A 13,298-nucleotide genomic window follows, 5' to 3' on the forward strand; every position below is an offset into this window, starting at 1 on the left:
TTATTATAAACAAAAAATAGCAAAAAAAGCCAAGGAGAAATACTCCTTGGCCCTTTTTTATTATTCAGTAACGATGCCGTGCACTAACGTTGGTGCATCTACATGTTCGTTAGCAATCTTCATGTTCTCATAAATTTTTGCTTTTACATCTTCCACATTTTCACGGTTTGCGTAAATTGTAACAAGGGATTCACCTTTTTTCACGCTGTCCCCTACTTTTTTGCGAAGCATTAAGCCAACTGCTAAATCAATTTCAGATTCCTTCGTCGCACGTCCTGCTCCTAAAAGCATTGCTGCTGTTCCGATTTCATCTGCAACGATTTCTGATACATAACCGTCTTCCTTCGCTTCTACTTCAATTTTAAACTGTGCTTGTGGTAATTTAGAAGGATCATCAACAACAGAAGCATCGCCGCCTTGCGCTGATAAGAACGTTTTAAATGATTCTAGCGCTTTACCGTTGTTCATTACTTCAATTAATTTCTCACGTGCATCTTCTAAAGATGAAGCTTGTCCAGCAAGGTATACCATTTGACTTCCAAGCGTTAAACATAACTCTTCTAAATCTTTCGGTCCTTTACCTTGTAATGTATCAATTGCTTCTTGTACTTCAAGTGCGTTACCAATCGCCTCACCAAGTGGTTGACTCATATCAGAAATAACAGCCATCGTATTACGACCAACGTTATTACCAATGCGCACCATTGCTTCTGCTAAACGTTTTGCATCTTCATCTGTTTTCATAAATGCACCTGCTCCAGTTTTTACATCAAGAACAATTGCATCTGCACCAGCAGCAATTTTTTTACTCATAATCGAACTTGCAATAAGCGGAATTGAGTTTACTGTTGCCGTTACATCACGAAGTGCATATAACTTTTTATCCGCAGGTGTTAAGTTTCCACTTTGACCAATAACTGCGATTTTGTTTTCATTTACAAGTCGCATGAATTCATCATTTTCGATTTCAACATGGAATCCTGGAACTGCTTCTAATTTATCAATTGTACCACCAGTATGTCCTAACCCACGTCCAGACATTTTTGCAACCGGTACACCTAAAGCGGCTACTAATGGACCTAACACAAGTGTTGTTGTATCACCAACACCACCTGTTGAGTGCTTATCTACTTTTATCCCTTCAATAGCTGATAAGTCGATTGTATCACCGCTATTTACCATGGCCATCGTTAAATCCGCACGTTCTTGATCGTTCATATCTTGGAAGAAAATTGCCATTGCAAGTGAACTTACTTGATAATCAGGAATATCACCATTCGTATATCCTTCAACAATAAAGTTAATTTCTTCTGTCGTTAATGCATGTCCGTCACGTTTTTTTGCAATTAGGTCCACCATTCTCATTGTGAGGTCACCCCTTCATTTGTTTTACGATTGCTTTTACTAATGCTAAGAAGTTAGCTTTAACACGTTCTGTCGTTTCAATTACTTCATCGTGGTGAAGTGGCTGATCTAAAATACCAGCTGCCATATTTGAAATACAAGAAATACCAAGTACTTTCATACCAGCATGACGCGCTACAATTACTTCAGGTACTGTTGACATACCAACTGCATCTCCGCCAAGTGTACGAAGCATACGAATTTCAGCAGGTGTTTCATATACAGGACCTGTCATTCCAACGTATACACCTTCTTGTACTTTAATATTTAAGTCCGCTGCAACTTGTTTCGCCATTTCACGAAGTTCTGTCGTATATGATGTAGACATATCAGGGAAACGTACGCCCATTTCAGAATCATTCGGTCCGATTAATGGGTTTGTACCCATGAAGTTAATGTGGTCTGAAATTAACATAAGATCGCCTGGCTCAAATGATGTATTTACACCACCAGCTGCATTTGTTACAACAACTGTTTCTACACCTAGTTCTTTCATAACACGAACTGGGAATGTTACTTTTTGCATGTCGTATCCTTCATAGAAGTGGAAACGTCCTTGCATTGCTACTACTGTTACACCTTGAAGTGTACCGAATACTAGTTGACCTGCATGACCTTCTACAGTTGATACTGGGAATTCAGGGATTTCACTGTAAGGTACTGTTACTGCGTTCTCGATTTCATCTGCTAATACACCTAGTCCAGATCCAAGGATTAGTCCTACTTGTGGCGTTTCTTGAAATTTCTCTTTTAAGTATGAAGCTGATTTTGTAATAAGTTCACGATTCATTTGTTTATCCCCCTATTTCTTTAGCTCGTTTAAGAAGCTTGTTCCGTGTTCTGGCATTTTCACGCCGAAGTTTTCTGCTACCGTTGCACCAATATCAGCAAATGTTTGACGAATTGATAATTCTTGTCCGCCATCTTTCATGCTTGGGCTATATGCTAATAACGGTACATATTCACGTGTATGATCAGTACCAGGATGTACTGGATCATTACCGTGGTCTGCTGTAATTAATAATAAATCATCTTCTTGTAGTTTTTCGAATACTTCTGGAAGACGTGCATCATATTCTTGCAGAGCTTCTCCATATCCTTGTGGATCACGACGGTGGCCGAATAATGCATCAAAGTCAACTAGGTTTAAGAAGCTAAGACCTGTAAAGTCCATGTTTAATGTATCTACAAGCTTGTCCATTCCATCCATATTTGATTTCGTACGAAGTGATTCAGTTACCCCTTCTCCATCATAAATGTCAGAGATTTTACCAATAGCAATTACATCATAATCGCTATCTTTTAGTTCATTCATTACTGTGCGACCAAATGGTTTTAACGCATAGTCATGACGATTTGGTGTACGTTTGAAGTTTCCTGGCTCTCCAACGAACGGACGAGCGATAACACGTCCTACCATGTACTTCTCATCTAACGTTAGTTCACGTGCAATTTTACAAATTTTATATAACTCATCAAGTGGCACTACTTCTTCGTGTGCTGCAATTTGTAGTACGCTATCTGCGGAAGTGTAAACGATTAAAAAGCCTGTTTCCATTTGCTCTTGACCAAGTTCATCAAGAATTTCAGTTCCAGAAGCTGGCTTATTACCGATAATTTTACGGCCTGTTTTTTCTTCTAATTCATCAAGTAATTCTTTCGGGAATCCTTCAGGGAACACTTGGAATGGTGTATCAATGTAAAGACCCATAATTTCCCAGTGTCCTGTCATTGTATCTTTACCAGTAGATTTTTCTTGCATTTTTGTATAATATCCAAGCGGTTTTTCTACTTTAGAGATACCTTTCATTTCACGAATGTTACCAAGGCCTAATTTCACCATGTTAGGCATTTGTAACCCATTCATATGTTCAGCAATGTGACCAATTGTGTCAGATCCTAAATCACCAAATTGTTCAGCATCTGGTGCTTCACCGATTCCAACAGAATCCATTACGACTAGGAATATACGTTTATATTTATTCATAACTGCGACCTCCTATAAGTTCAGTTCTACTTCTTGTAGTATGTTCAAAACGCTATAAAGTGAAACTGTTCTCTATAAGAATTATCTTTCGTTCTCATTGTCAAACAGTACTTCTTTAACTCATTCTCTAACCTATTTCGTTTACTTTGAAACGACTCAAAAACATTTCTAGTTTTTTCTAAGTCAGATGTCAGACATCTGATACTGATATCATAACATGTTTACGCTTTCTTTTTAATACATTTTCGTAGAATTTCTCATTTTCTTCACACTTCTATTGTAATCCATTATGCAAATAAGTGCTAATTATTTTATGATTTATTTCTCCATATAAAGTGAAGCTTTGATTAGTAAGAGTTTCGTTCTTCTCCACTGATTATTAGCCCTCATCAATTGGACGTTTACGGGATAAAAATAAAAAGCAGCTCTAAAGAGCTACTTTTTATTTTACTTCTACTGTTTCTTCTTTATGTTCATGCAGTTCGCCTTTTTTAACATGAACTTTCACTTTGTAAGAGCCGTTTTCTTTGAAAGTATGTTTCGTTTCATACTCTCCTTTATTTCCTTCTTTCGCTGGAATAAATTCGTGTTTTTCAACACCATCTTTCCAAATCTCAAGTTGTACTTCAGCACCAGTTAGCGCTTCTTCTTTTTGTTTTAAATGAACTTTCATAGTTGATTCAGCGTTTGCTTTTATGTCACCAGCCATAAGGTGGATCATTGTATCGCTTTTATGATCGCCATGTCCTGCACCGTGATCACTATTTTCTTTTTTCGCATCTTCTACTTTCGCATTTCCCACAGCCACTTTTACTTCCGGCATAACATGCATTTCACGTGCATTTGTGTGAGCGATAATATGGTATACTCCATCCGTCTCGAACGTTTTCTCCACTGCATAAACACCTTTTCCTTTATGCTTACCATCTAACATCTCGTGCTTTTCGTCGCCAGCTTTCCAAATTTCAAACTTTACATCATCAGCATCTGTTACTTTTTCTTTTCCTTGTGTAACAAGTGCTTGTACTTCTGTTTTTTCACCGGGTTTAATTTCTTTCGGATTTGTTTGAACTGCTACTTTTACAGCTTCTAGTTTCTTTTCTTTTTGAGGTTCTTCTTTGTTTGTATTACAGCCAGCCAATGCTAGCATCGCGATAAATAAAGTCATAATAAGTTTTTTCATCATCATTTCCTCCTTCATACCTTATTTAGTATAGAGGAAATACATTGTAATATTCTAGTCTTCTGCTGAAAACAATGTACGAAATGTTTGTGAAGTTTTTGTGAAGTACTGTAGCCTTTTGAATCTATGAAAAAAGAGCATAGTAACTATGCTCTCGGATGAAACTGTTTATATACATCTTTTAATCTAGCTTTTGAAACATGCGTATAAATTTGCGTCGTTGAAATATCTGCATGTCCAAGCATTTCTTGCACAGCACGCAAGTCTGCTCCATTTTCTAATAAATGCGTAGCAAAAGAATGGCGCAACGTATGCGGTGTAAGCTCTTTTTCAATATTTGCTTCTTTCGCCAATCGTTTTAAAATTTTCCAAAATCCTTGTCTTGATAATCGATTCCCATGATGGTTTAAAAAGAGTGCATCTACTACTTTTTTACCCATCAATTCTCTTCTTCCCTTTTCAATATACTTTTGAATCGCTTCCGTCGCTAAACTTCCTAGTGGAATAATTCTTTCTTTATTCCCTTTCCCTATGCAACGAACAAATCCCATCGTTAAATGTACATCTTCTAAATTTAAGGCAATTAATTCCGAAACACGAAGTCCTGTTGCATACAATAACTCTAGCATCGCTTTGTCACGAACCCCAAAAGCACTCGTCATTTTTGGTGTCTGAAGTAACGCCTCTACTTCATCGATTGATAGTACTTTCGGTAATTTCCGTTCTCCTTGCGGCGTTTCAATATGTACGGATGGGTCGTGCTCTACCGCCCGTTCACGAAGTAAAAATTGGTGAAACGAACGAATCGATGCAATATGACGTGCTAATGTTTTCGAAGATTTTCCGTTTTCTTTTAAGTGCTGCAGAAAATTAACAATGTGCAAGCGTGTTACTTCATGAAAGCTTTTCGCCTGTTCTACATTTTGCAAATACTTTACATAACTTTTTAAATCACGTTCATAAGATACTACTGTATTTTTCGCTAGCCCTTTTTCGACAACCATATAATGAATAAAATCTTTTAATTGATCTTCCAATCTACACTACTCCCCATTTTCATAGAAAAACATCATTCTATTTACGAAAGCATCCTTTGCCGGCTCTTCATTCCCTGATACTTTTTCTACAGTCTCTTCTTTTGGCTTTTCATAACGATGATAGCTTTCATATTCTTCATTTATCCATAGTATAGCGAAATAAAACAAAATCGTACAACTTGTAAATAATAAAAATACTTTTATCCCATCAAAAGTTAATTTTAAAGCTCGGCGCATTGTAAATTCCTCCAAAATATAAGTTATTACAACATATGCCAAGCTTTCACCAATTTATACCTTATTCAAATAAAAAACCTCTTCCTAGTTAAATAGGAAAAGGTTATTTTTCATCCGTTTCATTTTCTTGACAATTTTTACAAATCCCATGGAATGTTAAACGATGATCCTTCACCTTAAAGCTCCAGTCATGTTCTACTTTCCTTTCCACTTCACCAAGTAAATCTTCTTGTATTTCTTGTACAGCACCACATTGTGTACAAATCAAATGATGGTGGAAACGCTGCGCACCTTCTTGGCGTAAGTCATAGCGTGAAACACCGTCTCCGAAGTTAATCTTATCGACAACTTTTAACTCAGATAATAGTTCTAAAGTTCGATAGACGGTTGCTAATCCGATCTCTGGCGACTTTTCTTTTACAAGGAGGTAAACATCTTCTGCGCTTAAATGATCTTCTTCATTTTCTAGCAGCACACGAACTGTTGCTTCACGTTGCGGTGTTAATTTGTAGCTCGCTGCATGTAATTGCTTCTTAATTCGTTCAATTCTTTCTTCCATTCGGTACTACTCCCTCCTCGCCACTCTTACACCATTATATCAGAAGAAGGGCTTCTGTCAAAAGAAAAACAATAAAAACAAATTGATAATTATTCTCAAAAAGTATTTATTGTTTATTAATAGCCTCAACGACTTCTTTCATTAAAACTGGTGATGCATAAGCTTCTACACTAGAAGCAAGAGCTAACACTACTCCGATTACAAGAAAGAAGCATGTATAACGAATTAATAATGGTAATAGCGGTTCGGTTATTTTCCGAATAAATTGATGTCTAATCATCCGTAAGGAAAAGCTTGCGGCAATTGTTGTCATAACGAGAAATACTGGAATAATAATGAGATTTTGTGGCAATACAGAAACGAATGCTAATAATAATCCATTCCATCCATGCTGACTTACTAAAAAACCTACTGTAAATCCGACAACTACTCCTTTTACAAATAATAAAATAAAAATAAGTGGCAATCCAATAATTGAAATCCCCAAAATCCAAATAAATCCAATGTATTTTAATTGCGAAAAGTAACTTTCTCGAAACATTTCGCTCGCAACAGCAAATTCTCCTTTAGAAACTTGTCCAAAAAAACGTTGTAAATAAAATGATAAATCTTGTTTTTGATTTAATTGTAAACTATTTACAAGAATGGCCCCAAATATTACTCCCATCAATAATAAAACAGCGTTAAATATATATAATGAAGAGTTTTCCTGTATGTGAGACATTACACGGTCTTGCCAAGTTTTTCTCCACATTTTTCTTCCCTCCGTTCACACTCTTACTAAAAATGTATGAAAGAAAGAAAAAAGTATGACGAATTAACATTGAAATTCCGCTCTACTTTGCTAAACTAAAAAGTAGAGAATAGGAGGGATTTCTCTTGAAACCATTATTATTAGATTTTCCAACATTATTTCAAACTGAACGCTTACAAGTTCGTAAGCCATTTCCAGGTGATGGTGCAGAAGTGTATGAAGCAATCCAAGCTTCTCTAGAAGACTTAGTACCGTGGATGCCAATTAACGCTGAAACAGAAGAAAGTGCTGAAGAAATCGTTCGTAACGCTCACGGGCAGTTTTTACTTCGTGAAACACTTGATTTTCACTTATACGATAAAGTATCTGGTACATTCATCGGAGCTATAACGCTCAAGCCTGAAAACTGGGATATTCCAAAGTTTTCACTTCACTTCTGGCTGCATAGCGCTTATACAAAACAAGGCTATATGACTGAAGCCATTAAAGGTGCCATTCAATTTGCCTTTGATAAGCTAAGTGCTAGAAGAATTGAAATTCGTACTGATGCAACAAATGCAAATGCATGTAACCTAGCAGAACGTTTAGAATTTATTCTAGAGGGTACAATGGAAAATGATTTCATAGCACCAGATGGTAGCTTACGTGATGCACGCGTATACGCAAAAATCAATTAAAAAACACTCGCCTTTGGCGAGTGTTTATTTTTGTAGTTGTAAATATTGTACTGCAAACATCGTCTTCGCATCATGAATACGAAGATCTTTCATAAGAATAATCGCTTCTTCTAACGATACTTCCATCAATTCCACGAATTCATCTTCATCTAATTCGGCTTTATTTTCTTTTTTCGTCAAACCTGTCGCTTTATATACATATAAAATTTCATCTGCAAATCCTGGAGATGTATAGAAAGAAGTAATAAGCTCCATATTTTCACATACATATCCTGTTTCCTCTTCTAATTCACGAACTGCTGTCACCTCAGGTTTTTCACCAGGTTCTAACTTGCCGGCCGGAATTTCTATAATCGCCTTTTCAAGCGCTTTACGATACTGCTCGACAAGCACAATTTTCCCCTCATCAGTAATAGCAATAATAGCAACTGCACCAGGGTGATTTACAATTTCACGTTTACTCATTGCTCCATTTGGTAATACTACATCATCAACACGAACTTTTATAACTCTACCATCAAAAATCGGTTCAGTTTTTACTGTTCTCTCTGCAAGATTACTCATACTACTTCATCTCCCTGTTCTATTTCCTATTCTTTCCTCATACATTTTACCACATTGAAAGGAGCGTGATAGAAATGAAAGTTTATATTTTACCAAATCGCGTCACTTTAGTCGGAAAAGCATGGCAAATTCGCCATAAGCTAAAACAATATGGAAAAGAGTATACAACTGTACAAGAGTGGATTACAGCAAATAAAAAGTAAACGTTTGTCAACCTCTTTTCCCTTGCGTACAATAAAGGTAAGGAGGTTGACCTATGAAAAAACGTCAATTAGGAAACTCAGATTTGTTTGTGACAGAAATGGGACTTGGCTGTATGTCTCTCGGTACATCTGAAACAGAAGCTATGCGTATTATCGATGAAGCAATCGATTTAGGAATCAATTTTTTTGATACAGCGGATTTATATGATTATGGATTAAACGAAGAATTTGTTGGAAAAGCCTTAAAAGGGAAACGAGACCAAATTGTTCTTACAACAAAAGTTGGAAATCGATGGACAGAAGAAAAAAACGGGTGGTCTTGGGATCCTTCTAAAAATTACATAAAGGCTGAAGTGAAAGAAAGTTTACGTAGACTTCAAACTGATTATATTGATCTTTATCAACTTCACGGCGGGACGATTGAAGATCCAATAGATGAAACAATTGAAGCCTTTGAAGAATTAAAAAAAGAAGGTATTATTCGTCATTACGGTATTTCTTCTATACGTCCAAATGTTATCCGTGAATATGCTAAACGTTCCAATATCATTAGTGTGCTAATGGAATATAGCCTTTTAAATCGTCGCCCTGAAGAATGGTTCTCACTTCTAAGTGAACATCAAATTAGCATTATTGCTCGTGGGCCACTTGCAAAAGGAATTTTAACTGATAATAATGCAAGAAAGATAGAAAGAGTAAAAGAAAAGAATTATCTTTCTTATTCTTACGATGAATTATATGCGACACTCGCGAATGTAAAAGAAATAATCGGAGAAAGCTCTTTAACAGGAACAGCTATTCAATATTGCTTACATAACGAAACTGTTGCAGCTGTTATACCTGGTGCAAGCTCTATTGGGCAATTGAAAGAAAATGCCCAGGCTAGTAAACAAACACAGTTAACAACAGCTCAATATATACAACTTCAGCAAATTGCTAAATGTGATACTTACGCTTTACATCGTTAAAAAGACGCTACCATACTGGTAGCGTCTTTTTATAGCGTATCATATTTATCCGGATTCGTTCCTACATGTAAATTACGATTTAACGTATTAATTTGATTCATCTCTTCTTCCGTTAATGAAAAATCAAAGATAGAAAAATTCTCCTTAATGCGAGATGGTGTAACAGATTTAGGAATCGTCACTACCCCGCTCTGAATATCCCATCTTAATATAACTTGCGCAGGTGTTTTTTCATATTTCGTAGCAATGGCCTGAATAATCGGGTTCTCGAATACTTCCCCGCCTCTCATTAATGGGCTCCATGCTTCCATTTGAATTTGCTCACCTTGACAGAAATTACGCAATTCAAATTGCGCTAACATCGGATGAAGTTCCACTTGGTTGACCATCGGTTTCACTTTACAATTTGGTAATAACAGTTCTAAATGATGTTTATGAAAATTTGAAACACCAATCGCGCGCACTTTACCTTCTTCATACAGTTTTTCTAGCGCTCGGTACGTATCGACATACTTCCCTCTTATTGGCCAATGTATTAAATATAAATCTACATAGTCCATTTGTAATTTCTTTAAGCTTTTTTCAAACGCCTCAAGTGTTTCCTCGTATCCTTGATCGTCGTTCCAAACTTTTGTTGTAATAAATATGTCTTCTCTCGGAATCCCTGATTCACGAACCGCTTCTCCGACACCGCTTTCATTTTCATATACAGTTGCTGTATCAATCGAACGATATCCAACTTCTAACGCTGTTTTTACTGCTTGTTTTACTTCATCGCCTTCTTTCGCTTTATAAACGCCTAGACCAATCATCGGCATTTTTACGCCATTATGAAGTGTAGTTGTTGGAATGTGCACAGTCGTCTCCCTTTCATTCTTACATTTTTTATAAGCCACCACTTTATTTCAACAAGATTCAACCAAAAAGTCAAAACATATGTACTGTTTACATAATAATTTTATACACTAAAACGCAAACTCAATTATTCATATTTCCTTCTCTCCATTCTTTCGCTTTTTCATCAACACTACGCACAAACTCATTTTTTCCTTCCGTATATAACGTGCCATCATATGTATATTTTTCGGCTAATTCTTTCTTTAAGGTTGCATATGCCTCTGCTTCTTCACAATGAGCCATCATATAATCACGAAACGCTAAATGCCTTACTATCTCAGGATTTCCTTTTTCAAAAACGTGTAAGTGATACGAGCGTTTTTCCTCAGTTCCATGAATAAAATAACGACGTCTTGAAATACCATTTTCCCCTTTTACGATATAACCAAGCTCTTCAAAACGTTCATTCCAATGTTCTACTCTGTCGATACACTCTACTTCCATAATCATATCTATAATTGGTTTAGCTGCCAGTCCTGGCACTGATGTACTTCCAATATGATGGACTTTCACCATTTCTGGCATCGCCGATTTTAATCGTTCGGCCTCTATTTGAAATTTTTCATTCCAATGATTTTCATGCGGAACGACTACAATTTTTCTCATTAAAACTCCCCTTTTCTTACAAGCTCGTCAAAAAAATGATCAGCGGTATGCACTGATCATTTTTTATATTATTTAAAGTCTTTCCAAGTAAGGCTACTTTCACTTAACAGTTCTTCAAATGATTTATTCTTTTCACGTTCTTTTTGTTCTCGGCGCTTTCTTTCCAGTTCAGCTGCCTCTTTTTCTTCTTCTCTCACTTGCAATTCTTTCTTCTTATTCTTTAATTGCTGCATGAGTGAATCATTTAATTGATCGCCTAATGTAAGCGACTCTTTCTCTGGTCTATTCACTTGCGATTGTCTTTGCATTTGTCTTTGTTTCTTTTTCTTCATGCTACTCACCTTTTACTTTTTTCTCCATTATAGTAGATACACAATGAACTCGACAATAAAAAAGGTTCGTTACTCTATTATTCACTTTTTGTAAATATGTTAATTTTTCGAAAAAACTAAATTTTTATATAGATATAATCCTATGAATCTATTAAAATTATGTCGTATGATGTCAGATTATAAAAAAAGGAGAAATGAATTATGTGGAAAAAAATCATTCCTGCTGTTGCCGTTTTAAGCACCATAACTTTTTCAAGCGTATTTGCCGCTCCCCCATCCCAGATTCCAGCTGAACAAAACCGCTACGTAGATGTACAAATGCTTGGTATTAATGATTTCCATGGACAACTAGATACTGTTAAAAAAATTAATAACAAAGAAGCTGGTGGCGCTGATTACTTAGCTACTTATTTAAAAGAACGTAAAAAGCAAAACCCTAATACACTTCTCGTACATGCTGGCGATATTGTCGGAGCTAGTCCACCAGTTTCAGCGTTGTTACAAGATGAACCAACGATTGAATTTTTAAATGACTTAAAATTCGATGTTGGTACAATCGGAAATCATGAATTTGATGAAGGTATCGATGAAATGAAACGCCTCATTTACGGTGGATATCACGAGAAAACAGGTAATTTCAAAGGTGCTAACTTCCCTTATGTCGCTGCTAACTTCTATAACAAATCAACTGGTCGCTTATTTTTACCACCATTTACTGTAAAAATGGTAGATGGTGTTCCTGTAGGATTCATTGGCGTTGTTACAACTGATACGCCAAATGTCGTGATGCCTACTATGCTTAAAAATGTACAGATCACTGACGAAGTAGAAGCAATTAATAAATCAGCGCAACAATTAAAGCGTCTCGGTGTTAAATCCATCGTCGTCCTTGCCCATGTCGGCGGAACAACTGATGAGTCTGGGGTGACAAATGGAGACCTTACTCGAATTGCAAATGAAACAGACTCGGAAGTTGATGTTATTTTCGGTGGACATAGTCACACGTATGTAAATGGTACTGTAAATAATAAACTAATCGTCCAAGCGAACTCTTATGGAACAGCTTTCTCAGACGTAGATGTAACAATTGATCGTAAAACAAAAGATATTGTAAAGAAAAAAGCTGAAGTGATTACAACATATCATGAAGGTGTGGAACCTGATAAACAAGTAAAACAAAAAATAGATCAATATAAAGAAACAATCGCACCACTTGTAAATGAAGTTGTAGGAAAATCTACAGCACCTATCGACCGTAAACAAAATGATGCTGGTGAATCTACTCTTGGGAATGTAATTGCCGACGCACAGCGTCAAACGATGCAAGCTCAAATCGCACTTATGAATCCTGGTGGCATTCGTAATGACGTAGATGCTGGCGATATTACTTGGGGCGAATTATATGGCGTTCAGCCTTTTGGAAACCAATTGATTAAAATCGATTTAACAGGTCAAGATATTCGCGACATTTTAAATCAGCAATGGCAAAAAGGAACAACAAGAATGCTTCAAATTTCAGGTATTCAATATACGTGGGATGCAAATAAACCAAACGGTGAAAAGGTTACGAATATACGCTTAACAAATGGCGAAGAGTTATCTCCATCTAAAACGTATAGCGTAGTTGCGAATGCTTTCTTAGCTTCTGGCGGTGACGGATTCGTATCATTTAAAAATGGGAAGAATTCAGAAACTGGTCCAAACGACTTTGAAGCGCTAGTCGATTATGTAAAACAATTAAAAGAACCAATTCAGCCAGTTATTGATGGAAGAATTCAAAAGGTAAATTAAGTATTTCCCTAATATGCGATCCAGATTTTATTGTAAAGGATACGCACTTATACTTAATCCACAATATTAGTAAAACCTAAAAAGGATACTCGTTCTTAC

General features: G+C 36.3%; 16 protein-coding genes. 4 read left to right on the forward strand and 12 right to left on the reverse strand.

Annotation, left to right across the window (positions count from 1 at the left end; all coding sequences use genetic code 11):
* Nucleotides 1-60 precede the first annotated feature (60 nt).
* The 8 genes from QCI41_RS10820 to spoIIM form a co-directional block, all read right to left on the reverse strand.
* On the reverse strand, nt 61-1,365 hold the full coding sequence (locus tag QCI41_RS10820; protein ID WP_001243064.1) for a pyrimidine-nucleoside phosphorylase: 1,305 nt from the start codon (nt 1,363-1,365) through the stop codon (nt 61-63).
* Nucleotides 1,366-1,372: 7 nt separating this feature from the next.
* Complete coding sequence (locus QCI41_RS10825; RefSeq protein ID WP_001078444.1) at nt 1,373-2,194, reverse strand: purine-nucleoside phosphorylase; 822 nt, start codon at nt 2,192-2,194, stop codon at nt 1,373-1,375.
* Between the two features lie 12 nt (nt 2,195-2,206).
* Entirely contained in the window at nt 2,207-3,391 is a 1,185-nt protein-coding gene (deoB, locus tag QCI41_RS10830; RefSeq protein WP_353837492.1) for a phosphopentomutase, read from the reverse strand.
* A 442-nt stretch (nt 3,392-3,833) separates the two neighbouring features.
* Entirely contained in the window at nt 3,834-4,577 is a 744-nt protein-coding gene (locus tag QCI41_RS10835; RefSeq protein ID WP_052767426.1) for a FixH family protein, read from the reverse strand.
* Between the two features lie 143 nt (nt 4,578-4,720).
* Complete coding sequence (gene xerD / locus QCI41_RS10840; RefSeq protein ID WP_000390083.1) at nt 4,721-5,611, reverse strand: site-specific tyrosine recombinase XerD; 891 nt, start codon at nt 5,609-5,611, stop codon at nt 4,721-4,723.
* 6 nt (nt 5,612-5,617) lie between these two features.
* On the reverse strand, nt 5,618-5,848 hold the full coding sequence (locus QCI41_RS10845; RefSeq protein WP_001250432.1) for a YqzK family protein: 231 nt from the start codon (nt 5,846-5,848) through the stop codon (nt 5,618-5,620).
* Nucleotides 5,849-5,951: 103 nt separating this feature from the next.
* A complete protein-coding gene (fur, locus tag QCI41_RS10850) occupies nt 5,952-6,407 on the reverse strand; it encodes a ferric iron uptake transcriptional regulator (protein ID WP_000392655.1) in 456 nt (151 codons plus the stop codon).
* Between the two features lie 106 nt (nt 6,408-6,513).
* Entirely contained in the window at nt 6,514-7,131 is a 618-nt protein-coding gene (gene spoIIM, locus QCI41_RS10855; RefSeq protein ID WP_223261357.1) for a stage II sporulation protein M, read from the reverse strand.
* A 155-nt stretch (nt 7,132-7,286) separates the two neighbouring features.
* Between spoIIM and QCI41_RS10860 the strand changes: the two genes are divergently transcribed.
* Nucleotides 7,287-7,838: a GNAT family N-acetyltransferase gene (locus QCI41_RS10860; protein WP_000803489.1), complete on the forward strand. Its 552-nt coding sequence runs from the start codon at nt 7,287-7,289 to the stop codon at nt 7,836-7,838.
* A gap of 24 nt (nt 7,839-7,862) precedes the next feature.
* Here QCI41_RS10860 and QCI41_RS10865 read toward each other — a convergent pair whose 3' ends face one another.
* Nucleotides 7,863-8,402, reverse strand: coding sequence for an NUDIX domain-containing protein (locus tag QCI41_RS10865; protein ID WP_000067040.1), 540 nt, complete (start codon nt 8,400-8,402; stop codon nt 7,863-7,865).
* Nucleotides 8,403-8,476: 74 nt separating this feature from the next.
* Here QCI41_RS10865 and mciZ point away from each other — a divergent pair, with 74 nt between their 5' ends.
* A complete protein-coding gene (gene mciZ / locus QCI41_RS10870; protein WP_000870295.1) occupies nt 8,477-8,605 on the forward strand; it encodes a Z-ring formation inhibitor MciZ in 129 nt (42 codons plus the stop codon).
* A 53-nt stretch (nt 8,606-8,658) separates the two neighbouring features.
* A complete protein-coding gene (gene lolS / locus QCI41_RS10875; RefSeq protein WP_046957472.1) occupies nt 8,659-9,573 on the forward strand; it encodes an aldo/keto reductase in 915 nt (304 codons plus the stop codon).
* Nucleotides 9,574-9,602: 29 nt separating this feature from the next.
* Here lolS and QCI41_RS10880 read toward each other — a convergent pair whose 3' ends face one another.
* The 3 genes from QCI41_RS10880 to QCI41_RS10890 form a co-directional block, all read right to left on the reverse strand.
* Nucleotides 9,603-10,430 (reverse strand): aldo/keto reductase, encoded by an 828-nt coding sequence (locus QCI41_RS10880; RefSeq protein WP_046957473.1) that lies wholly within the window; start codon nt 10,428-10,430, stop codon nt 9,603-9,605.
* A 121-nt stretch (nt 10,431-10,551) separates the two neighbouring features.
* Nucleotides 10,552-11,076: a GrpB family protein gene (locus QCI41_RS10885; protein WP_353837491.1), complete on the reverse strand. Its 525-nt coding sequence runs from the start codon at nt 11,074-11,076 to the stop codon at nt 10,552-10,554.
* 68 nt (nt 11,077-11,144) lie between these two features.
* Complete coding sequence (locus tag QCI41_RS10890; protein WP_000727564.1) at nt 11,145-11,408, reverse strand: YqkE family protein; 264 nt, start codon at nt 11,406-11,408, stop codon at nt 11,145-11,147.
* 201 nt (nt 11,409-11,609) lie between these two features.
* Between QCI41_RS10890 and QCI41_RS10895 the strand changes: the two genes are divergently transcribed.
* A complete protein-coding gene (locus QCI41_RS10895; RefSeq protein ID WP_353837490.1) occupies nt 11,610-13,199 on the forward strand; it encodes a bifunctional metallophosphatase/5'-nucleotidase in 1,590 nt (529 codons plus the stop codon).
* Nucleotides 13,200-13,298: the final 99 nt, after the last annotated feature.

Source organism: Bacillus cereus group sp. MG4, assembly GCF_040460055.1.
Lineage (GTDB): Bacteria > Bacillota > Bacilli > Bacillales > Bacillaceae_G > Bacillus_A > Bacillus_A wiedmannii.

Excerpts from the sequence above, each read along its gene's own strand:
- QCI41_RS10820 (WP_001243064.1), bottom strand. The coding sequence starts at position 1,365 with ATGAGAATGGTGGACCTAATTGCAAAAAAACGTGACGGACATGCATTA.
- spoIIM (WP_223261357.1), bottom strand. The coding sequence starts at position 7,131 with ATGTCTCACATACAGGAAAACTCTTCATTATATATATTTAACGCTGTT.
- deoB (WP_353837492.1), bottom strand. The coding sequence starts at position 3,391 with ATGAATAAATATAAACGTATATTCCTAGTCGTAATGGATTCTGTTGGA.
- QCI41_RS10895 (WP_353837490.1), top strand. The coding sequence starts at position 11,610 with ATGTGGAAAAAAATCATTCCTGCTGTTGCCGTTTTAAGCACCATAACT.
- QCI41_RS10845 (WP_001250432.1), bottom strand. The coding sequence starts at position 5,848 with ATGCGCCGAGCTTTAAAATTAACTTTTGATGGGATAAAAGTATTTTTA.
- QCI41_RS10890 (WP_000727564.1), bottom strand. The coding sequence starts at position 11,408 with ATGAAGAAAAAGAAACAAAGACAAATGCAAAGACAATCGCAAGTGAAT.
- QCI41_RS10885 (WP_353837491.1), bottom strand. The coding sequence starts at position 11,076 with ATGAGAAAAATTGTAGTCGTTCCGCATGAAAATCATTGGAATGAAAAA.
- QCI41_RS10825 (WP_001078444.1), bottom strand. The coding sequence starts at position 2,194 with ATGAATCGTGAACTTATTACAAAATCAGCTTCATACTTAAAAGAGAAA.
- mciZ (WP_000870295.1), top strand. The coding sequence starts at position 8,477 with ATGAAAGTTTATATTTTACCAAATCGCGTCACTTTAGTCGGAAAAGCA.
- QCI41_RS10835 (WP_052767426.1), bottom strand. The coding sequence starts at position 4,577 with ATGATGAAAAAACTTATTATGACTTTATTTATCGCGATGCTAGCATTG.
- QCI41_RS10865 (WP_000067040.1), bottom strand. The coding sequence starts at position 8,402 with ATGAGTAATCTTGCAGAGAGAACAGTAAAAACTGAACCGATTTTTGAT.
- fur (WP_000392655.1), bottom strand. The coding sequence starts at position 6,407 with ATGGAAGAAAGAATTGAACGAATTAAGAAGCAATTACATGCAGCGAGC.
- lolS (WP_046957472.1), top strand. The coding sequence starts at position 8,659 with ATGAAAAAACGTCAATTAGGAAACTCAGATTTGTTTGTGACAGAAATG.